Genomic DNA, 20,728 nt, shown 5'->3' with positions numbered 1-20,728 from the left:
TAGTGAAAGGTTGTTATGATTTCTGAAAAGCCTGCGGCAAAGCGCATTCAATCTGGTGGTTGTGCAATTCACTGTCAAGATTGCAGTATTAGCCAGCTTTGTATTCCCTTTACACTCAATGAATCTGAACTTGATCAGCTTGATCAAATTATTGAGCGCAAGAAACCGATCCAAAAAGGACAAGAACTGTTTAAAGCCGGTGATGACCTTAAGTCTCTCTATGCTATTCGTTCGGGTACAATCAAAAGCTATACCATCACAGAACAAGGTGATGAGCAAATTACCGCATTCCATTTAGCTGGTGATCTGGTTGGTTTTGATGCCATTACTGAAGACTTGCACCCAAGCTTTGCACAAGCACTAGAAACCTCTATGGTGTGTGAAATTCCATATGAGATTCTCGATGACCTTTCTGGCAAGATGCCAAAATTACGTCAGCAAATTATGCGTTTGATGAGTAATGAGATTAAAGGTGATCAAGAGATGATTCTTCTGCTTTCAAAGAAGAATGCTGAAGAGAGGCTTGCTGCTTTTCTATACAACCTCTCTACCCGCTTCTCTCAACGTGGTTTTAGCCCGAGAGAGTTTCGTTTGACTATGACACGCGGTGATATTGGTAATTACCTTGGCTTAACCGTTGAAACGATCAGCCGTTTGCTAGGCCGCTTCCAAAAATCAGAGATTCTGAGTGTGAAAGGAAAATACATTACTATCCTTGATCATGATGCATTGATGGATCTCGCTGGCGTATCGAAAGAAACTAAGTAACTTCAATGATGTAGCCCTTAAATGAGCTACATCATACTTCTACTAAAATCCCAATGTATTTGCTAAAACTCTCGTCTGTTATAAGCTAAAGTAACATTAACACCCTTCTCCACACTTAAGGAGTTGTTATGAGTATTTACAGCAAAATTTTAGTTGTTGCCGACATTAATCATGACGAGCAACCAGCCCTTGCTAGAGCGATGCAACTGGCCAAACAGAGCTCCTCTACTAGCCACATTACTTTTTTCCTATCAATATATGATTTCTCCTATGATATGACCTCCATGCTCTCTCTCGATGAGCGTGATGCGATGCGTCGTGGTGTGATTCACCAACGAGAGCAGTGGATGAAGAATGTGGCAGGACCTTATATTGATGAGTCCGTTCAATTTGATGTTAAAGTTGTCTGGCATAACCGCCCTTATGAAGCAATCATTGCTGAAGTGTTTGCTGGTGAGCATGACATATTGATCAAAAACACGCGCAAGCATGATATTTTGGAATCGGTCATTTTTACTCCGACGGATTGGCATCTTTTACGCAAATGTCCAACCCCTGTCCTGCTGGTAAAAAATGCAGATTGGCCGGAAAATGCCAATATTATCGCATCAGTTCATGTGGGGTCTGAAAACCCAACCCATTTAGATCTGAATGACTGCATGGTCGAACAACTTAAAAGTTTGACCGCTCGTTTGGGGGCGACACCTTACCTTGTCAATTCATACCCAGTCACGCCAGCTAACATTACTATTGAATTACCAGAGTTTGACCCAACAACTTACAGCGATGCCGTTCGTGGGCATCACTTAACATCGATGAAAGCGTTGAGACAAAAACACGGTATTGATGAATCCCAAACTCTGGTTGAACAAGGTTTACCCGAAGATGTCATCCCTCAGTCAGCAGAAAAATTGAATGCAGCGATGGTTATTCTAGGAACCACTGGACGTACTGGTTTGTCAGCGGTGTTTATTGGCAACACCGCTGAGCAAGTGATAGATAAAATCAATTGTGATGTTTTAGCGCTAAAACCTAACGGTTATGTCAGCCCATTAGATCCTAAAACTGCAATTTAGGCTCATTAATCATCAACTATCTGCTCCCCTTTGCTAAGGTAAAGGGGATTTTTTACATTCTCTGTTTGTTAGAACTAGCATCTGAGCTATTTATCCGTATCATACGCACTTCATTTTGTTTTGAGATTAAAAGACAACAAGCTGATGACAGAGCAAACTCAAGAGCGCACTAAGGCTCAACAATACAATTTCAATAAACTTCAGAAGCGTATTCGTCGTAATACTGGTCAGGCAATTGCTGATTTCAATATGATCGAAGATGGTGACCGCATCATGGTATGTCTCTCTGGAGGCAAAGATAGCTTTACCATGCTTGAGATTCTGATGAGCCTTCAAAAAAGTGCTCCTGTCTCCTTTGAACTTGTTGCTGTGAACTTGGATCAAAAACAGCCAGGATTTCCAGAACATATTTTGCCTGAATACTTAGACAAACTCGGTGTTGAGTACAAAATTGTTGAAGAAGATACCTATTCGATCGTTCAAGATAAAATACCAGAGGGGAAAACGACATGTTCGCTTTGTTCTCGTTTGCGTCGTGGAATTTTGTATCGCACCGCTAAAGAAATTGGCGCAACCAAGATCGCTCTAGGCCATCATCGTGATGACATTCTTGAAACCCTGTTTTTGAATATGTTTTACGGCGGTAAGATTAAAGGCATGCCACCAAAGCTAGTGTCAGATAACGGTGAGCATGTGGTGATTCGTCCACTTGCCTACTGTCGTGAGAAAGACATCATCAAATATGCTGCAATGCGTGATTACCCAATCATCCCTTGTAATTTATGTGGTTCTCAACCAAACATGCAGCGTCAAAACATCAAGCAAATGTTGAATGGTTGGGACAAACAGTTCCCTGGGCGTATTGAAACCATGTTTAGTGCGATGCAAAATGTCGTGCCAAGTCACCTAGCCGATTACAACTTGTTTGATTTTAAATCGATAAATCGAGATTCGGGTGTTATCAATGGTGGTGATATTGGTTTTGATAAAGAAGAAATGCCAATTCCTGTAATTAATGACGAAGACCGAGTCATGGAGTTTGATCCAAACTTAAAACTCGATGTGACTAATCTCTGAGAAATCGACTAAAGAATAGAACGTTGCCGTACAGGGCTGCTTATTAGCAGCCCTGTATTGATTTTACTTCTTAGCGTTGGGAAGGAAAGGCAAAACTCGGACGGTTTGCTCTGGTAGCTGCATGTAGCCACCATTACCGATTTGTTCTACCGCCACTTGAGCTTTACCGTTTTTTATCGCAATGGTTTGACCGTTGCTCAGCACAATATTTGAGTCAAGATTATTAGCGAATTCAAGTGTTACACCCGATACATCCGGTGTAAACCAACTGGCAAACATCCCGCCGAGCTCTTCAAGTAAGCTTTGCATTTGAGGGAGCAATGTAGCCACTTGCTCATAACTTACCTGTCCTTCAAATGGCGTTTTAGTCATTACTACAGTTGAAAAATCACAACGCATATCCTGTGGAGTATCAACAAAGATCAAAGGATTGGCTTGGCGTAAATTGTCATCTAAGGGCAATAAAAGCTCATGGTTAATGCTGGTACTAAGTTCCTCGTAATGCTTTTCTTTTTCCATCCACGCTTTTTCTATTGGGCAGAGTTTTTTGGTTTGCGCGTTGACGAAAAAGAAACCGACTTTGACATCTTTATAATCATCTTTCACGTTGTTCTTCAACTGAGAAAACAGTTTAGAGTACGTAAACATATATTCTTGTGCTTGAATCGGAAATGAAACACTAGCGCTAAACATCAAAGTCGTAAGTAGAGTTAAGGGTAATTTTTTCATTGTTATTATCTATTCTGTCCAGAATTGTTGGTTATGGCGCATCATCGATTGAAGATCTTGAACATAGGCTTCACCTCGTTCTGAGTATTTTAGTAATCCATTGACCATTTCCATGGCACTGTCAGCGCTAAGTAGGTTTGCATTGTTTTCTCTAAGTCCGTAACGAATTTCACGTAAATCGTAGTACGCGGCATTTCTATTCACGTTCATAAAATAACGATGAATAGATTCTTGTACTGAGCTAAAGCTGGCGACTTCATGTGTCATACCTTCCCCACGTTTGAGTGGAATAAGACCACAACCCTCACTGTAACACCACTGACCAAAATAGTTGTTCCCCTCTGTAGCAAAGCGAGATGTCCCCCAAGCTGATTCATTAGCCGCTTGAGTCAGAACCAATGCTTCAGGCAACACATCAACACGATGAAGCATGTCGTCTATCCATTTCTGATCTACGCCTTGCTCACTAAGTGACAAATCGTAATTTTCTGCCAGTTTTTTAGCTTGCTTTATATTGTCATTAGAGAGTTTATTCGCGAGGAAATTATCCTTAATATTGTTAAGGTTTTCTCTTTCTTGTAGGACTCGTCTATTTTCCCAAGCAATGCCGGGTTTTAAAAATGAGAAGAAGGTGTGCTTTTTCTCACTGATATCGGTTATTTCAGCAAAGTTGGGAGCTTTACCAACAATATGTGCATCTTGTAACTCAGGAACATCATGGTAATACGTAGTCTCTGTTGAGGTTTGTTGTACATAATATACGCTACAACTCACAGCAATGAGGCTGAAAGTAGCTAATAAGATTATTTTACGCATTGAACACCTGTGAGTTATTGTTATCTGATTGATTTGTAGCCACTATTTTGAGTTTTATTCCAAACATATTGCGATAAATGATGCCTTTTGCATGGAAAAAGAAAGGCAATACAAAAATGAAACCGATGCCATAAAATAGAGCAGCAGTAATGAACATCACCATAACGACAAGATAAATCATTGCGATAGGTACGATTTTTTTGTTTACCGCTCGCAATGATAAAAGCAGTGATTGCATTGGTGGCACTCGCTTTTCACAAATCAGCAAGATGGAGTTACTGAATGCCAATGACAGGTAAAGAGAAAGTAGCGGAAAAATCATTCCAGCAATCCCTTGTAGCACCAAGCTAAACAGTGTTGCTAAAATAACCGGAATGGTAAACTGCAAACCTTTGGCAATATGCCTAGGCTGCGTTTTTAGCCCTGCCGCATGGCTCATTGCCATTAAGCTCACGCCTGCAAAAATGGGTGCACTGACCACTTCGTAACTAAAATTAGCTACGAAAATAGCTTCAACGATACTTTGAGTAAATCCATCAGGTTTTTGTAATGCATCTAAAATAATAGATGGCTCACCTAATTGCAGTTTTAATGCAATATAAAAGATAGCTAACTGTACAAACAGAAGAATGACAATTGCTGGTGTAAAAGAGATAAATTGCTTAATTGTGCAGTCCCATGCTTCTTTAAGGACTGCTCCAGCCTTAATATCACAGTCCCCTTTTAGAGCGCGTTCTACGCTTCCGCCTAGGTTGAAATCTTTTTCGATATCGTTATTCATAAAATGTCCTAGACAGCAATAATAATTCTGCTGTCTGAATTGAGTCACAAAATTCGTTTCATTATACCGCAATGCAGTTTAGTCCAAAATCAGAACTCGAAACTGATCTTGCATTATGAGTTATTTGGTTGATAATTAATCAATTTGATACATTTAATCATGGTCGAATGACTATGGTAAGCAATCTTAGCTAAGACCTACAAAACTTTTTCTGTATCAAGATAAGAAAAAACTTTGAATTCACTCTTTTGATGATTATGATTCGCGCCTCAAGCGCATATGGCAGCAGGCCGTATCATAGGCATCCCTAAGAACAAGGTGGGAGAAAAACAGACGTTGAACGCAAAAAAATCAGTAGGAAAACCAGTAGTTCGTCTTTCTGGTATTAGTAAAAGTTTCGATGGTAAGGAAATCATCGGCGGGTTAAACCTTGATGTTAATCACGGTGAATTTTTAACGATACTTGGACCTTCTGGCTGTGGTAAAACAACAGTATTAAGAATGATTGCAGGTTTCGAAACTGCTGATAACGGAAATATCATTCTTGATAATCAAGATGTCACCCAAATTCCTGCTGAACAGCGACACGTTAACACGGTATTCCAAAGTTATGCTCTGTTTCCGCATATGACTGTGTTTGAAAATGTTGCGTTTGGCTTACGTATGCAAAAGGTCCCTACTGCAGACATTGAACCTCGTGTAATGGAAGCACTACGTATGGTTCGCCTAGACAGTATGGCACAGCGTAAACCTAGCCAACTCTCTGGTGGTCAACAACAACGTATAGCGATTGCGCGAGCTGTCGTGAATAAGCCTAAAGTGCTGTTACTTGATGAGTCTTTATCGGCACTTGACTACAAATTACGCAAGCAAATGCAGATGGAATTAAAACAACTGCAACGTCAGCTTGGTATCACCTTTATCTTCGTAACGCACGATCAGGAAGAGGCACTATCAATGTCTGATCGCATCATTGTTATGCGTGACGGGAAAATTGAACAAGATGGTTCTCCACGTGAGATTTATGAAGAGCCGAAAAACCTATTCGTGGCACGCTTCATCGGCGAGATCAACGTATTTAATGCTGAAACGCTAGAGCGCATTGATGAGAAACGCATTCGAGCCCATATCGAAGGTGTTGAATCCGTGGTGTATCACGACCAAGATGTACAACCCGGACACAAATTACAAGTATTGTTGCGCCCTGAAGATCTTCGCATCGAAGAAATCAAAGAATCGGAAGAAAGAGGCATTGTGGGCCACGTGACAGAGCGTACCTACAAAGGAATGACTCTTGAATCTGTCGTTGAATTAGAATCAGGCATGCGCGTGACAGTAAGCGAATTTTTCAACGAAGATGATCCTGATGTTGATCACTCTCTTGGTCAAAAAGTCGCAATAACTTGGGTGGAAAGCTGGGAGGTAGTACTCGATGATGAGCAAGAAGCTTAGTCTTCAAAATGCTATTATCACACTGATTGTTGGGTGGTTAGTACTGTTTGTATTGATCCCAAACCTAATGATTATCGGTACTAGCTTTTTGACTCGTGATGAAGCTAATTTAATCGAGCTTACATTCACACTGGATAACTATACGCGTCTACTAGATCCACTGTATGCCAAAGTGCTAATGCACTCTTTTTATATGGCTATTGTGGCAACCTTGCTGTGCTTAGTTATCGGTTATCCGTTTGCTTATATTGTTGCCAAGATGCCTGCAAAATGGCGTCCTATCATGTTGTTCTTGGTGATTGTGCCCTTTTGGACCAATTCACTGATCCGTACTTACGGATTAAAAATTGTTTTAGGCACACAAGGTATCTTAAACCAAGCATTACTTGGTTTAGATATTATTGATAAACCATTACGTATTATGTACACCGAAACCGCTGTGATGATTGGTTTAGTTTATATTTTGCTTCCTTTTATGATTCTTCCGCTCTATTCAGCGATTGAAAAGTTGGATGGTACTTATATAGAAGCAGCGCGCGACCTTGGCGCCAATAAACTTCAAACTTTGCTAAAAGTTGTTTTGCCACTGACGATGCCTGGCATTATTGGCGGTTGCTTACTAGTGTTACTGCCTGCATTAGGAATGTTCTACATTGCTGACTTGTTAGGTGGAGCGAAAAACTTATTGATCGGTAACGTAATTAAGAGTCAGGTTCTTAATGCTCGCGATTGGCCATTTGGCGCTGCGACCAGTATTGCACTCACTCTTGCTATGGCGGTGATGCTGTATGCTTACTACCGTGCTGGTAAGTTATTGAATAAGAAAGTGGAGCTAGACTAATGGCAAAAACAATTAGATTTAGCTTTATGAGCTTGGTATATGCATTTTTGTATTTGCCAATCATTGTGCTGATCGTTAACTCATTTAATGAAAATAAGTTTGGTATCAAATGGGGTGGATTTACCACTAAGTGGTACCACGCTTTGGCTGCCAATGACAGCTTGGTTCAAGCCGCCTGGCATTCACTCAATATTGCCGTGTTTTCAGCCACCGCAGCAACCATTATCGGTAGCCTGACGGCTGTTGCCCTATTCCGTTACCAATTTAAGGGAAAGCGTGCAGTTAATGGCATGTTGTTTGTTGTGATGATGTCCCCAGATATTGTCATGGCAATTTCGCTACTTGCACTATTCTTAGTATTAGGTGCTCAGTTAGGTTTCTTTACGCTGCTGATTGCCCACATTACTTTCTGTTTACCTTTTGTTGTGGTGACAGTTTATAGCCGCCTCAACGGGTTTGATGTGAAAATGCTAGAAGCGGCAAAAGATCTGGGTGCTGGTGAATGGGTTATTTTGAAAAAAATTATCCTGCCACTGGCTAAACCTGCGGTTGCAGCTGGTTGGTTGTTGAGTTTCACACTGTCTTTAGATGATGTGATCATTAGTTCGTTTGTGACCGGCCCTACTTATGAAATTCTACCGTTAAAGATTTACTCAATGGTTAAAGTGGGTATTTCTCCGGAGGTAAATGCTTTAGCTACGGTAATGTTGGTTGTTTCTTTGCTACTGGTTATTGCATCACAGTTGGTAGCCAAGGAAAAAGTACAGTAGAATTGCCAAGTTGTAATACTTTACACGAAACAGAATGGCAGTCAGTCATTCTGTTTTTCTATCTAACGCCTACAACGTAGGCAACGTTTGGTTTGGAGCTAACGTCAATGAAAAAATGGGCTACTCTATTAGCTGGTAGTGCATGTGCGCTTTCTTTGTTCTCTGGAGCAGTAACAGCGGACGAAAACAAGGAACTAGTATTCATGAACTGGGGGCCGTACATCAATAGCAGCCTCTTAGAACAGTTTACTAAAGAGACCGGCATCAAAGTGATTTATTCAACTTATGAGTCGAATGAAACTTTGTATGCAAAGCTAAAAACACACAATGAAGGTTACGATCTTGTGGTTCCATCTACCTACTTCGTGTCAAAAATGCGCGATGAAGGCATGCTACAAAAGATCGATAAATCGAAATTAAGTAATTTCCAAAACCTTGATAGCAACTATCTAAATAAACCCTATGATCCTAATAACGATTATTCGATTCCACACGTAGTTGCTATCACTGGCCTAGCCGTTAATACTGATATGTACGATCCTAACGACTTCCAAAGTTGGGGTGATCTCTGGAAACCGGAACTAGCTAGTCAGTTGATGCTAATGGACGACACTCGTGAAGTTTTCCATATTGCACTTCGCAAGTTAGGTTATTCTGGTAACACAACAGACGAAAAACAAATCGATGAAGCTTACGCTGAACTACAAAAGTTAATGCCAAATGTATTGGTCTTTAACTCAGACAACCCTGCTGCACCTTATCTTTCTGGTGAAGTAGGCTTAGGTATGTTGTGGAATGGTTCTGCTGCTGCTGCGCAAAATGAAGGTTTACCCATTAAGCTAGTTTTCCCTAAAGAAGGTGGTATTGGTTGGGTTGATAACTTCGCCATCAGCTCTGGTGCGAAAAACGTAGAAGCAGCACACAAGATGATCGATTTTTTGCTTCGTCCTGAAATCGCTGAGCAAATTTCTCGTGACACTGGCTATTTAACTGGTGTGAAAGCTTCTAATGAGAAATTTAAAGACAGCCCTGCTCTGTTCCCATCTCAAGAAGATTTAGATCGAGTTGAGTGGCAAGCGGCTGTCGGTGACAAGACTGTAAAATATGAAGAGTACTTCATGAAGCTAAAAGCTGGCCAATAATTCGTTAAAAAGTAGGAAATAGGCAGCATTCGCTGCCTATTTTCGTTTAAAATGATATACTTTGTGCTTTCGCATCACGCACTCTTGCCTAGTTAGCTTTGGCACCGACTAAAATGGAACCGTAATGAAAAGTAAATTATATGCAGGCGCACTATGCGTCGCGACTCTATTCACTACCCCCGCAATGGCTGCAGACCAAGAACTTTATTTCTATAACTGGTCTGAATATATCCCCCATGACGTACTAGAAGATTTCACTAAAGAGACCGGCATCAAAGTCATCTATTCAACCTATGAGTCCAATGAAAGCATGTACGCTAAATTGAAAACTCAAGGCTCGGGTTACGACCTAGTGGTTCCATCTACCTATTTTGTATCGAAAATGCGTAAAGAAGAGATGCTGCAGGAAATCGACCATTCTAAACTCGCACACTTTGCTGACCTCGATCCTAATTACCTGAACAAGCCGTTTGACCCAAATAACAAATATTCAATTCCTTACATCTGGGGCGCAACCGGCATTGGTATTAATACTGATATGCTAGATAAGTCATCGATTAAGAATTGGGGTGATTTATGGGATGCAAAATGGGAAGGTCAATTGATGATGATGGATGACGCTCGAGAAGTCTTCCACATTGCGCTGAGTAAATTAGGTTATTCAACCAATACCACCAACCCAGAAGAAATTAAAGCGGCTTACGAAGAACTGAAGAAACTTATTCCTAACGTACTAGTGTTTAATTCCGACTTCCCGGCTAACCCTTATTTGGCGGGTGAAGTCTCATTAGGGATGCTTTGGAATGGTTCGGCTTACATGGCACGCCAAGAAGGCGCATCCATTGATATTATCTGGCCAGAGAAAGGGGCAATTTTCTGGATGGACAGTTTAGCTATCCCTTCTGGGGCAAAAAATATTGAAGCGGCTCATAAGATGATCGACTTTTTATTACGCCCTGAAAACGCAGCGAAAATTGCCCTAGAAATAGGTTACCCGACGCCAGTTAAAACCGCGTATCCGTTATTGCCAAAAGAGTTCGCTAATGATCCCAACATTTTCCCTCCGCAGTCAGTAATGGATAGTGGTAGTTGGCAAGATGAAGTGGGTGAAGCGAATGTGCTTTATGATGAATACTTCCAAAAGTTAAAAGTAAACAATTAGTTCAAATTTTATTTAAGAAACAGAAAAGCGGCTTGATGCCGCTTTTCTGTTATAGCAACAATTTACATGCCCTCATTTAGGCGTGTTTCTTTTTTGGCATTTCTAGCGCCAATAGCTCTTCCACCAATTGTGGAACTTCGATGCTGGCCTTTCCATAACGCTTTTCTTCAAATTCACTTTCAACTGCGCTTGGCTCTAGGTTGATTTCGATAGTATGTGCACCGTGCATTCTTGCGTCATGCACAAAACCTGCGGCTGGAAAAACAACGCCCGAAGTACCAATAGAAATAAAGAGATCGGCCTCTTCGAGCGCTGAGTAGATATCTCCCATGCGCAATGGCATTTCTCCAAACCAGACAATATGGGGCCGCATTTGTGCTGGAAACTGACAGCAATGGCAAAGTTCGCCTGTCAATATGTCATCTTTATGTTCAATGACTTGATTAGAAGCACTACAGCGCGCTTTTAGCAGTTCGCCATGCATATGAATTACATTGGTGCTGCCTCCTCGTTCGTGGAGGTTATCAATGTTCTGGGTAATGATTGTTACTTTCCCTTCTAACGCTTGTTCTAACTTACCCAAGGCGATATGCGCTGCGTTCGGTTGGATGGCATCAGATTGGAGTTTACGACGTCGTTGGTTGTAGAAGTCTTGAACAAGATCAGGGTTGCGTGCAAAACCTTCTGGCGTGGCAACATCTTCAATTCGGTGGTTTTCCCACAATCCGTCTTGAGCTCGGAAAGTTTTGATGCCTGATTCGGCTGAAATACCAGCGCCAGTGAGGATGACAATATTTTTGTAGGGGAAATTCATGCGATGTCCTTATTGCTCACTTTCTTGCTAGCTTAGCACTGATGCAATAACAACAATAGTTTTGAGGATTAGACCATAGTATAAAACGGCTATGAATTTGGCTAATTTTGTGACTTAAGCGAAGTGAAAGTAACCCTTCACCTCGCTCGATATGATTAATCTTCGTTGAGAGATGAGATTTTGTGAATGGCTAAATCTGCACCATTAAATTCATCTTCTTCTGAGAGGCGTAACCCTGTCACCGCGTTTAACGTGCCATAAACGATGGCCGCGCCAACAACAGCGACAATAATACCTAGCAGTGTTCCAAGTAGCTGTACGGTCAAACTTACGCCCCCAAGGCCTCCCAAAGCGGTTTGCCCAAAAATACCGGCAGCAATTCCCCCCCAAGCACCACATACACCGTGCAAGGGCCATACGCCGAGTACATCATCGATTTTTGTTTTATTCTGCAGTTGAGTAAATAACCAGACAAACAGTATGCCAGCCACAGCACCAGTCACGAGTGCACCAAGTGGATGCATCAAATCTGAGCCGGCACAAACGGCAACTAAACCAGCCAAAGGACCATTATGGATAAAGCCTGGGTCATTTTTACCAGCAATCAGTGCCGCTAAGATACCACCGGTCATCGCAAGTAAGGAGTTCATGGCGACGAGACCACTAATACCATTAAGTGTTTGGGCTGACATCACGTTAAAGCCAAACCAACCGACACAAAGAATCCATGCACCCAACGCTAAAAATGGAATATTTGAGGGGGCAAAGTTGGTGTGTTTTCCTGCGCGAATCCGTCCTTTACGCATGCCAAGAAATATGACTGCAACTAGTGCAATCCAACCGCCGACAGCATGTACAACGACCGATCCTGCAAAATCATGAAACCCTGCGCCAAATTGAACTTCAAACCAATTCTGGACACCAAAGTTTCCATTCCAAATCATGCCTTCAAAGAAAGGATAAACTAGGCCGACAGTAAAAAAAGTTGCTATGAGAATAGGATAGAAACGCGCCCTTTCAGCAATACCACCAGAAACAATCGCAGGTATCGCTGCTGCAAAAGTCAATAAGAAGAAAAACTTAACCAATTCATACCCATTTCCTTGAGAAAGCGTCTGCGCATCAGCAAAGAAGTTCGCACCGTATGCCACCCAATAGCCAATAAAAAAGTAGGCGATGGTTGAAACCCCGAAATCAGCAAGAATCTTCACCAAGGCATTCACTTGGTTTTTCTTACGAACGGTTCCTACTTCCAGAAAAGCGAATCCGGCGTGCATTAAAAACACCATGATTGCACCGAGTAATAAAAAAAGGGTATCTGAACTTTGGGTCAGGGCTTGTACAGCACCTTGTACCTGACTTACGGTTTGAGTCATCTTAGTGATTCTCCATCAATGTTGCGCACCAATCCTGTGCTACTTGATTATCACTTCACCAAATCGGGGAAATGCTTGTATTAGCCAGCTTTTCAGCAAGATTTGTTCCGAAAATAGATAGATGAATCAATAAAAATAAAATGCAAGCTAACCCAATGAATAATATTGAATTATTAGTTACATGTATCAATTAGGCTTATTGTCGAAATGGATGATATATCTCACCCATTGCACTAACTTGGATCGTTCGCCCTTTTTTGATGCGCACTAATATATGGCGTAAAAAAGCCCAGCATGAAACTGGGCTTATAGATTATAGATTTGGCCCTTTAGAGGGTTGATGAGGCTGGTTATTTCTCAATTGCTGCATACCTTGTACTATTCTAGCAAGCCAAACTAGGATGGCTAATAAAGCAAATACGGCACCGATGATAGGGATTACATAACTTATCGTGTCAATCCATGAGCTTTTATACCAATAGTCATTGAGCCCAACCAAAACGCCATTTGAAGTGGCAACGGTGACTAGCAGTACAACAAAGAATGTCAGGTACAAAAAGAAGCTACGAATAAGACCGTAATAATGGGAATTAGCAACCTCACCATCTTGATTTTTATCAAGCCGATATCCTGCATAAATAATGGCAATCACCCCTGAAATTAAACAAGTAAAAGGTGTGAGTAAACTTGCAATATAGACAAACCATATGCTTTTTCGGTTATTGCTCATAACGTTATTGTTCATGGGCTTTTCCCTCTTTCACTGGCTCATCACTGCTTTCCGTGCCTTTATCATCTGCATTTTGTATTTCGGCATACCATAGATCATGGTGCTCCTTAGCCCAGGTTTCGTCGACTTCACCCGTAACCATGCCTTCTAATGCCCCTTCCATTCCAAATAAACCAATATAGATATGGAAGATAAAGCCACAGATTAAAATAAGCGCTGAGAACATGTGCATAAGGTTTGAAAACTCCATGTCACGTCGCGTTTGCCCGAAGATCGGAAAATCCAATATCAAGCCACTGATTGCTGCCGCTGCACCAAAGACAATCAATAACCAGTAAATGGCCTTTTCACCCCCATTAGAAAACCCAGCCGAAGGGTGACTTCCTTTATACTTGCCAACCATCCCACCGAATTTCATGAACCATTTAATATCTGTCTGATTAAACAATGATTTACGCCACCATTTTAATAACATACATATCAGCAGTATAAAAAATAGAGGCCCCATATAATTGTGGTATTGTTTGGCAACGAAAATCACCCACCCCCATAGCTCAGTTGGTACATACGGTTTTAAGAAGTGCTTACCGTAAACCAACATTAGGCCGCTAAATGCGAGAGTTAAAAAGGTAAATGCCATGCTCCAGTGTAATGCTCGGTCCCATCGAGACCAGCGCTTGATCTTTTTACCCGTTCGTGGAGCGCTGAGCATGATTGGTCCAACTACCACATACGCCAAAATGACCATGGTAATACTACCGAAAATGGCGATAGCGCCCGCAGGAGACATCCATTTTTCTTTCAGTAAAAACCATGCCTCCCCAGGGGCGCTGATCAACATGCCATGTTCTGGTGATTGCGATGTGGTGTACCCCACCTCACCTTGCCTCACCTGTTGCCAAAAATCAGCACCAGCTAATTGCGTCATTTCTCTTTCAACCACAGGAGTGGTTTCATCTTTAGCAAAGCTCGGCGGTGAACATAGCATCGCTAGTGCTGCCAGTACAGGCAGCATAGCGAGAGTTGCACGTTTTATGCGTTGTAACATACTCCTCTCCATCTTTAGCTTTTACTAGCGTCGTAGGAAAGGTCTTCACCGTCTGTCCAACCAGCGCCTTTTGCTCCACGTTCTACGACACGTTGTCGAAAAATATCAGAGACTTTCTCTGCGTCACCAGCAATCAAAGCTTTTGTTGAACATAATGAGGCGCACATCGGTAATTTGCCTTCAGCAATACGGTTTGCACCATATTTTTTACGCTCTTCCTCTGAACCAGGCTCGGTATTTGGCCCACCAGCACAGAATGTGCATTTGTCCATTTTCCCGCGTTCACCAAAAGCTGATTGTTTAGGAAATTGAGGCGCACCAAACGGGCAGGCAAACAAACAGTAGCCGCAACCAATGCACAGGTCTTTATTGTGGAGCACAATTCCATCTTCAGTGTGCTCAAAGCAGTCTGCTGGGCAAACCGCCATACAAGGTGCGTCAGTACAATGCATGCAAGCCACTGAGATCGAATTTTCTCCTGGTTCACCATCGTTTAATGTAACGACTCGGCGACGTTGAATACCCCACTCAAGTGCGTCATCATTTTCATTTTTACATGCGGTGACACAGCCATTACATTCGATGCAGCGCTTGGTGTCACAAAGGAATTTCATTCTAGCCATTTGTAAGCTCCTTACGCTTTGCGAATGTTACAGAGAGTGACTTTGGTTTCCTGCATTTGTGTTACAGGGTCGTAGCCATAGGTTGTAGCAATGTTTGCTGACTCACCGATCACATATGGGTCGGTGCCTTCAGGGTATTTATGGCGTAGGTCTTCACCTTGGAACTTACCGCCAAAGTGGAATGGAATGAATGCCATGCCTGGTTTGACACGACGAGTTACCATGGCTTTGACGTGAATTCTGCCTTTCTCAGCCCCTTCAACCCAAACCATTTCTCCATCTTTGAAGCCTAAATCATTGGCATCTTTGGGGTTTACCTCAACAAACATTTCTTGTTGTAGCTCGGCAAGCCATGGATTTGAACGTGTTTCTTCACCACCCCCTTCGTATTCAACCAAACGGCCTGATGTTAGGATGATCGGATACTCGTTAGATTTATCTTGCTGTTGAATCGATTTATACAAAGTTGGCATACGGAAAATTGCGTCTTTGTCATCCCATGTTGGGTAATCAGCAATTAAATCACGACGAGGGGTATACAGTGGCTCCCGGTGCAAAGGTACACGGTCTGGGAATGTCCATACAATGGCGCGAGCTTTTGCATTACCAAATGGAATACAGCCGTGTTTGATCGCCACACGTTGGATGCCACCTGACAAGTCAGTCTTCCAGTTTTTGCCTTCTGCCGCAGCTTGTTCTTGTGCGGTTAAGTCACCCCACCACCCTAATTGTTTTAGAAGCTTATCAGTAAACTCAGGGTAACCATCTTCAATTTCACAGCCTTTAGAATAGCTATCGACGGCTAATAAACTTTTACCCTCAAATTCCACGCCAAAACGTGTTCTGAAGTTACCGCCACCTTCAGCTACTGGTTTAGACGTGTCGTAAAGGATATGTGTGCCAGGGTGTTTCATTTCAGGCGTTCCCCAACATGGCCAAGGTAAACCATAAGTTTCACCATTAGCAGGCCCACCTTCTGCTTCTAATGTCGTCTTATGGAAGGTATGCCAGTTTTGTTGATGTGCTTTTAAACGCTCAGGGCTTTGACCGGTATAACCGATAGTCCACATTCCTTTATTGAATTCACGAGTGATGTCTTCAATAAGCGGTTGATTGTTTTCAATGCGGATGTTTTTGAATAATTGCTCGGAGATACCGAGCTTTTTACTCATCAAGTACATGATTTCATGATCAGGTTTTGACTCAAAAAGAGGTTCAATAACTTGATCACGCCATTGAATCGAACGGTTAGAAGCCGTGACACTGCCGTAGGTTTCAAATTGAGTGGTCGCAGGCAGAAGGTAAATACCATCAGTGCGATCATTCATAATAGCGGCAACGGTTGGATACGGGTCAACAATCACCATCATATCCAGTTTTTGCATCGCTTTTTTCATTTCAACACCGCGGGTTTGCGAGTTAACCGCATGACCCCAATAGAACATAGCGCGGATGTTTTCACGTTGCTGAATGTTATCTTTGTTCTCTAACACGCCATCGATCCAGCGAGAAACCGGAATACCAAAGGTATTCATTGGTGTCGCACCGCCGTAAGTACCGCTGTCGAATCGATCTTTTATCCATTCGAAATCAAGGTCCCATACTTTTGCCCAGTGACGCCATGCGCCTTCAGATAGGCCATAATAGCCAGGTAAGGTATCAGATAGCACACCTAAATCAGTTGCACCTTGTACGTTGTCGTGACCACGGAAAATGTTTGCACCGCCGCCAGATTTACCAATATTACCTAAAGCTAACTCCAAGACGCAGTAAGCACGAGTGTTGTTGTTACCTGTGGTGTGCTGCGTACCTCCCATACACCAAACAATGCATCCAGGGCGATTTTCAGAGAGTATTTTTGCAGTTTGGTAGACTTCTTCTTCACTAACACCTGTTACACGCTCGACTTCGGCTGGTGTCCATTTCGCGACTTCATCACGAATTTCATCCATACCAAATACGCGTTGGCGAATGAATTCTTTATCTTCCCATTGGTTTTGGAATACGTGCCATAACACGCCCCAAATAAAGGCAACATCACTACCAGGACGTAGTGATACGAAATGATCCGCTTTTGCTGCTGTGCGCGTACGACGAGGATCCGCGACCACGATTTTACAGCTGTTTTTTTCTTTGGCGATCAGGATATGCTGCATTGCAACCGGGTGCGCTTCTGCTGGGTTTGAGCCAATGAATAGCATCGATTTACAGTTATGCATGTCATTAAATGAGTTTGTCATGGCACCGTAGCCCCATGTATTTGCAACGCCAGCAACCGTTGTTGAGTGGCAAATACGAGCTTGGTGATCGACGTTGTTGGTACCCCATAATGAAGCCATTTTGCGGTACAAGTAGGCTTGCTCATTGCTGTGTTTCGCGCTGCCTAACCAATAGACGGAGTCCGGCCCAGATTCTTTGCGAATGTCTAATACTTTGTTGCCAATTTCTTCTATTGCTTGATCCCACGACAGTTTTTTCCATTTGCCGTTTTCAAGTTTCATTGGGTATTTTAAGCGCCTTTCACCATGGCCATGTTCACGCAGGGCAGCGCCTTTAGCGCAGTGTCCACCAGCATTAAATGGGTGATCAAATGCAGGTTCTTGACCTGTCCAGACCCCATTTTGCACTTCGGCATAAATACCGCAGCCCACCGAGCAATGAGAGCAAATAGTACGCTTCACTTCAGTTTTTACCGTAGGATCAACACTTTTAGCTTGTGCTTTTTTCATCATGCCGGGAGTAAATAAAGCCGCGCCTGCAACCGCACCACCAGCCGCTAATGAGCTGTTTTTCATAAAAGCACGACGACTAATGCCTAGTTTGTCATGCTCTTTCATTACGCTATCGGAGCGTTTTGATAATTTCATTGTCAGTTGCTCCTACAGAGTGTCGTAATAATCACGAATATGTTGAGTTTCGTGGTAACCATTTTTCTTTACATCACCATTGTTTGGAACCACATGTTCAGAAGCCACTGCTGTTTGAGCAGTGCCTGATACCACTGCTCCCACGACAGCTGCTGTACCTAGCCCTTTGAGTAAGTCTCGACGGCTGTTATCAACTTCTTTATCTTTCTTCATTGAATGCTTCCTCTGCCCGTTTTAAACCGGCTATCTATGGATGCTAACGACGCATCTCTTTTGCTATACCTTTTCTACCTGTAACTCCAAGTGGTTTGGGTATATAAATTAGTGACTCTGAAGTGAGTCTGTTAAATTTTTCACATCAATTTTGATGGCGGTCTTCGCGCCTTCAGGAGCTTGGGTGAATTTCACCTGCTCAATAGTTAAAAAGGTGTCCATTAAATTGGCCACACTGAGGTAAAACTTGGCATGATTTGCTTGCCTTATTTGCTCAACTAATTTGCTAAACCAAGGCCCAATATGCTGATTAAAAAACATTTTCTGCTGCTCTTCTGGCTGTTCGCATAGATAGCTCATGACTTCACAAATTGCAGAGATATGATCTTCAGGCTCTTTCACACCCTCAGCTCTTTCAAAACCAAGTGTAAGTAGGGTTTGTCTTAGTTGTGCAAGTGGCTTTTCCATTAAGGAACCAGTCAGATGCCAAGAGGCGAATGGAACGACTTCTCCGCGGCCAATACCAATAAAGAGATTTTGAAATTCGTCATCGGTATCAACAGCATGACTGGCTGAGTTCTTTAACTCGACCCATGCTTTTGCCATATCAGTATCGTTATTTTCAATGTCTAACTGAGTGAGAAAATCCATTAACTCTGCGCTCGGTTTTTGTCTAAGCAGCATTGCAAGCAGTAGATAAATATCAAAACGTACTGATTGTCCTAAATGAGTTAAGTCGTCTGTTTTGTGTTCCACGTTAGTTATCCTTAGTAGTTCAACTGTTGGTGTGGATCTTCTGCCATACCTTCGAAAATATCGACCACTCGGCAGTCCTCACACATCGCAATACGGTTAAGTGCTGCAGCATCTGCGAACTGAGAGTGACCACGTAACTTATTTTGCAGCATGGTGATCATCGATTGCGGGGCAAAAGGTTTATGGCAGCGTAAACATTCGGCAGGTTTTTCGGCATGGAGCGTTTGGACTTGTTGACGAGACGCTTTATTCCAGTTCATTTGTGGCGTCAGTGATAACGCTTGTTCTGGACAGGCTTTGGCACACAAACCACATTGAATACAGTCTTGTTCAATAAAATGAAGGGTTGGCGAATCCCCCGAATGATGCAGTGCCCGGGTTGGACAAACCGCCACACAACTCATGCAAAGTGTGCAATCTTGAGTGTTGCAGCTTACTTTCCCATAAGATGCAGTGCTGGGTAGTGCCACTATGTTATCTTCAGGAATACGAGATGTCGCTAAGGCGTCAAGTGCGGTAAATAGCCGTTGGCGTTTATTACCTTCTAAATCCCCTAAAGCGAGATCAAAAGACGTGTCCATTAATGTTGGAGGCCCTTCACGCAGTGTTTCTAAATAAAGAATATCAACGCTCTCTTTTGCAATACCAAGTTGTGTAAGCAGAATTTGAGCCATTTCCACTTCTTGATTAAGAATACGAATAATGGTTTCAGGCATGTGACGGCTAGCTGCAAACAGCACTTGGCTTGCGCCATTAACAAGCGCAGCAAACCAAGTATCAATACCCACAGATGGAAGTTCTTCAACGATAACGGGAATGACGTTATCTGGTAAGGCTTGTAATGCCATTAGGTTATAGCTTTCATGGCGAGAACTGCAGATCAATACAATTGGGTTGATACCGCCAGCTGACTCATAGTTAGCTAAAAGTCGTTCTACAAACTTTTGCGTATCAGTTGGATTTGGTAATGCATAATGGATAGCTTCTGTTGGACACGATGTCGCACAAGTTCCTATACCTTGACAAAGGTAAGGATTAATTTGGATATGGTGCCCGGTTTTATCATTACCCTCACTGGTCAAGGCTCCAGCTGGACAAGCATCAACACATCGCTCGCACCCTTTTACACCACGTGAACTATGGGCGCAAAGATCAGTATCGAGGCGAAAATATTTTGGTTTATCAAAGGTGCCCATTAGCGTTGGAATTTCACTAAGCGCATCTGCCAAGGTTGGATAACCACGACCAACCGGATAATAACCGGGAACAGGCACTTCTTCTGTCATAAAACCGTTCAAAGACAAGTCGAGAACAATATCAAAACAGTCGAGCGCAATCGCCACTTTAGCAAGATTATGACTTGCACCACGATTTTCGACATTAACTTGAAACGCACCGAGAAAACCCGACACTTCAACCGTGTCGGCAAAATAAAGGTTAGGATGTGTTCCAGGTTCACCATCTATAGAAAGAAGTGTCAGTGAGGTCATACTCGACAGTTGCTCTGCGGTACGAATGATGATGGCTGTAGGGCCTAGAATGAGAGTATGACCGCCACTTTCATAACTTACGGTCGGAGGGATCAAATTGGTGAGTTCAACCGTATGTTCAATGGCATACGCACGGGCGTTACCATTTTTTGATGTCGCTTGCTGTAAGAATTGTTTTAGCATTGCTCAGTTCCATT

General features: G+C 42.5%; 19 protein-coding genes and 1 pseudogene. 8 read left to right on the top strand and 12 right to left on the bottom strand.

What is annotated here, in order from left to right:
- Positions 1–15: 15 nt before the first annotated feature.
- The 3 genes from HGG78_RS11800 to ttcA all read left to right on the top strand — a co-directional run bounded on the left by HGG78_RS11800 (position 16) and on the right by ttcA (position 2,921).
- Positions 16–768, top strand: coding sequence for an FNR family transcription factor (locus HGG78_RS11800; RefSeq protein WP_053311541.1), 753 nt, complete (start codon positions 16–18; stop codon positions 766–768).
- 128 nt (positions 769–896) lie between these two features.
- A complete protein-coding gene (uspE, locus tag HGG78_RS11795; RefSeq protein WP_172532986.1) occupies positions 897–1,844 on the top strand; it encodes a universal stress protein UspE in 948 nt (315 codons plus the stop codon).
- Between the two features lie 144 nt (positions 1,845–1,988).
- Positions 1,989–2,921, top strand: a complete 933-nt coding sequence (ttcA, locus tag HGG78_RS11790) for a tRNA 2-thiocytidine(32) synthetase TtcA (protein ID WP_053311539.1) — start codon at positions 1,989–1,991, stop codon at positions 2,919–2,921.
- 63 nt (positions 2,922–2,984) lie between these two features.
- Here ttcA and HGG78_RS11785 read toward each other — a convergent pair whose 3' ends face one another.
- The 3 genes from HGG78_RS11785 to HGG78_RS11775 are packed head-to-tail and all read right to left on the bottom strand — an operon-like array spanning position 2,985 to position 5,247.
- The gene (locus tag HGG78_RS11785) at positions 2,985–3,650 is read right to left on the bottom strand and encodes a DUF2987 domain-containing protein (protein WP_172532985.1); all 666 of its coding nucleotides are present in this window, start codon (positions 3,648–3,650) and stop codon (positions 2,985–2,987) included.
- Between the two features lie 9 nt (positions 3,651–3,659).
- Positions 3,660–4,466 (bottom strand): glucosaminidase domain-containing protein, encoded by an 807-nt coding sequence (locus tag HGG78_RS11780; protein ID WP_053311537.1) that lies wholly within the window; start codon positions 4,464–4,466, stop codon positions 3,660–3,662.
- Complete coding sequence (locus HGG78_RS11775; RefSeq protein ID WP_053311536.1) at positions 4,459–5,247, bottom strand: DUF2189 domain-containing protein; 789 nt, start codon at positions 5,245–5,247, stop codon at positions 4,459–4,461. Before HGG78_RS11775 ends, HGG78_RS11780 begins: the two co-directional genes overlap by 8 nt.
- A gap of 318 nt (positions 5,248–5,565) precedes the next feature.
- Between HGG78_RS11775 and potA the strand changes: the two genes are divergently transcribed.
- From potA to HGG78_RS11750, 5 genes are all read left to right on the top strand, one after another.
- Entirely contained in the window at positions 5,566–6,699 is a 1,134-nt protein-coding gene (gene potA, locus HGG78_RS11770; protein WP_053311591.1) for a spermidine/putrescine ABC transporter ATP-binding protein PotA, read from the top strand.
- Positions 6,683–7,540 carry a spermidine/putrescine ABC transporter permease PotB gene (gene potB / locus HGG78_RS11765; protein WP_171375537.1) on the top strand — a complete coding sequence of 286 codons (858 nt, stop codon included), beginning with the start codon at positions 6,683–6,685 and terminating at the stop codon, positions 7,538–7,540. Before potA ends, potB begins: the two co-directional genes overlap by 17 nt.
- Complete coding sequence (potC, locus tag HGG78_RS11760) at positions 7,540–8,310, top strand: spermidine/putrescine ABC transporter permease PotC (RefSeq protein WP_053311534.1); 771 nt, start codon at positions 7,540–7,542, stop codon at positions 8,308–8,310. Before potB ends, potC begins: the two co-directional genes overlap by 1 nt.
- Positions 8,311–8,417: 107 nt before the next feature.
- Positions 8,418–9,452: an extracellular solute-binding protein gene (locus tag HGG78_RS11755; protein WP_168522203.1), complete on the top strand. Its 1,035-nt coding sequence runs from the start codon at positions 8,418–8,420 to the stop codon at positions 9,450–9,452.
- Between the two features lie 124 nt (positions 9,453–9,576).
- The gene (locus tag HGG78_RS11750) at positions 9,577–10,614 is read left to right on the top strand and encodes an extracellular solute-binding protein (RefSeq protein WP_172532984.1); all 1,038 of its coding nucleotides are present in this window, start codon (positions 9,577–9,579) and stop codon (positions 10,612–10,614) included.
- Between the two features lie 76 nt (positions 10,615–10,690).
- On the opposite strand, the gene cobB is transcribed toward HGG78_RS11750, so the two are convergent.
- The 9 genes and pseudogenes from cobB to HGG78_RS11705 form a co-directional block, all read right to left on the bottom strand.
- Positions 10,691–11,428, bottom strand: a complete 738-nt coding sequence (cobB, locus tag HGG78_RS11745; protein WP_172532983.1) for a Sir2 family NAD+-dependent deacetylase — start codon at positions 11,426–11,428, stop codon at positions 10,691–10,693.
- Positions 11,429–11,583: 155 nt separating this feature from the next.
- Entirely contained in the window at positions 11,584–12,804 is a 1,221-nt protein-coding gene (locus HGG78_RS11740; protein WP_172532982.1) for an ammonium transporter, read from the bottom strand.
- Between the two features lie 313 nt (positions 12,805–13,117).
- A complete protein-coding gene (locus HGG78_RS11735; RefSeq protein ID WP_053311590.1) occupies positions 13,118–13,534 on the bottom strand; it encodes a hypothetical protein in 417 nt (138 codons plus the stop codon).
- Positions 13,535–13,607: 73 nt separating this feature from the next.
- A pseudogene (locus HGG78_RS11730) lies at positions 13,608–14,582 on the bottom strand (formate dehydrogenase subunit gamma); the annotation flags it as partial.
- 14 nt (positions 14,583–14,596) lie between these two features.
- Complete coding sequence (fdh3B, locus tag HGG78_RS11725) at positions 14,597–15,205, bottom strand: formate dehydrogenase FDH3 subunit beta (protein ID WP_053311528.1); 609 nt, start codon at positions 15,203–15,205, stop codon at positions 14,597–14,599.
- 11 nt (positions 15,206–15,216) lie between these two features.
- Entirely contained in the window at positions 15,217–18,072 is a 2,856-nt protein-coding gene (locus HGG78_RS11720; protein WP_172532980.1) for a formate dehydrogenase subunit alpha, read from the bottom strand.
- Positions 18,073–18,084: 12 nt separating this feature from the next.
- The gene (locus HGG78_RS11715; RefSeq protein WP_172532979.1) at positions 18,085–18,285 is read right to left on the bottom strand and encodes a twin-arginine translocation signal domain-containing protein; all 201 of its coding nucleotides are present in this window, start codon (positions 18,283–18,285) and stop codon (positions 18,085–18,087) included.
- Between the two features lie 108 nt (positions 18,286–18,393).
- Positions 18,394–18,969, bottom strand: coding sequence for a TorD/DmsD family molecular chaperone (locus HGG78_RS11710; protein ID WP_172533001.1), 576 nt, complete (start codon positions 18,967–18,969; stop codon positions 18,394–18,396).
- A gap of 83 nt (positions 18,970–19,052) precedes the next feature.
- Positions 19,053–20,714, bottom strand: coding sequence for a 4Fe-4S binding protein (locus HGG78_RS11705; RefSeq protein WP_172532978.1), 1,662 nt, complete (start codon positions 20,712–20,714; stop codon positions 19,053–19,055).
- Positions 20,715–20,728: the final 14 nt, after the last annotated feature.

Origin of the sequence: Vibrio aestuarianus, from assembly GCF_012395185.1 — a bacterium.
Taxonomy (GTDB): domain Bacteria; phylum Pseudomonadota; class Gammaproteobacteria; order Enterobacterales; family Vibrionaceae; genus Vibrio; species Vibrio aestuarianus.
Note: the sequence above shows the minus strand (reverse complement) of the source record. Positions and strands in the feature narration are given on the sequence as shown.

What these genes read in the sequence shown, in the direction of transcription:
- HGG78_RS11750 (WP_172532984.1), top strand. Translation starts at nt 9,577, where the DNA reads ATGAAAAGTAAATTATATGCAGGCGCACTATGCGTCGCGACTCTATTC.
- HGG78_RS11800 (WP_053311541.1), top strand. Translation starts at nt 16, where the DNA reads ATGATTTCTGAAAAGCCTGCGGCAAAGCGCATTCAATCTGGTGGTTGT.
- HGG78_RS11715 (WP_172532979.1), bottom strand. Translation starts at nt 18,285, where the DNA reads ATGAAGAAAGATAAAGAAGTTGATAACAGCCGTCGAGACTTACTCAAA.
- uspE (WP_172532986.1), top strand. Translation starts at nt 897, where the DNA reads ATGAGTATTTACAGCAAAATTTTAGTTGTTGCCGACATTAATCATGAC.
- potB (WP_171375537.1), top strand. Translation starts at nt 6,683, where the DNA reads ATGAGCAAGAAGCTTAGTCTTCAAAATGCTATTATCACACTGATTGTT.
- HGG78_RS11780 (WP_053311537.1), bottom strand. Translation starts at nt 4,466, where the DNA reads ATGCGTAAAATAATCTTATTAGCTACTTTCAGCCTCATTGCTGTGAGT.
- HGG78_RS11705 (WP_172532978.1), bottom strand. Translation starts at nt 20,714, where the DNA reads ATGCTAAAACAATTCTTACAGCAAGCGACATCAAAAAATGGTAACGCC.
- HGG78_RS11785 (WP_172532985.1), bottom strand. Translation starts at nt 3,650, where the DNA reads ATGAAAAAATTACCCTTAACTCTACTTACGACTTTGATGTTTAGCGCT.
- HGG78_RS11710 (WP_172533001.1), bottom strand. Translation starts at nt 18,969, where the DNA reads ATGCTGCTTAGACAAAAACCGAGCGCAGAGTTAATGGATTTTCTCACT.
- HGG78_RS11775 (WP_053311536.1), bottom strand. Translation starts at nt 5,247, where the DNA reads ATGAATAACGATATCGAAAAAGATTTCAACCTAGGCGGAAGCGTAGAA.
- fdh3B (WP_053311528.1), bottom strand. Translation starts at nt 15,205, where the DNA reads ATGGCTAGAATGAAATTCCTTTGTGACACCAAGCGCTGCATCGAATGT.
- HGG78_RS11755 (WP_168522203.1), top strand. Translation starts at nt 8,418, where the DNA reads ATGAAAAAATGGGCTACTCTATTAGCTGGTAGTGCATGTGCGCTTTCT.
- HGG78_RS11740 (WP_172532982.1), bottom strand. Translation starts at nt 12,804, where the DNA reads ATGACTCAAACCGTAAGTCAGGTACAAGGTGCTGTACAAGCCCTGACC.
- HGG78_RS11735 (WP_053311590.1), bottom strand. Translation starts at nt 13,534, where the DNA reads ATGAGCAATAACCGAAAAAGCATATGGTTTGTCTATATTGCAAGTTTA.
- potC (WP_053311534.1), top strand. Translation starts at nt 7,540, where the DNA reads ATGGCAAAAACAATTAGATTTAGCTTTATGAGCTTGGTATATGCATTT.
- ttcA (WP_053311539.1), top strand. Translation starts at nt 1,989, where the DNA reads ATGACAGAGCAAACTCAAGAGCGCACTAAGGCTCAACAATACAATTTC.
- cobB (WP_172532983.1), bottom strand. Translation starts at nt 11,428, where the DNA reads ATGAATTTCCCCTACAAAAATATTGTCATCCTCACTGGCGCTGGTATT.
- HGG78_RS11720 (WP_172532980.1), bottom strand. Translation starts at nt 18,072, where the DNA reads ATGAAATTATCAAAACGCTCCGATAGCGTAATGAAAGAGCATGACAAA.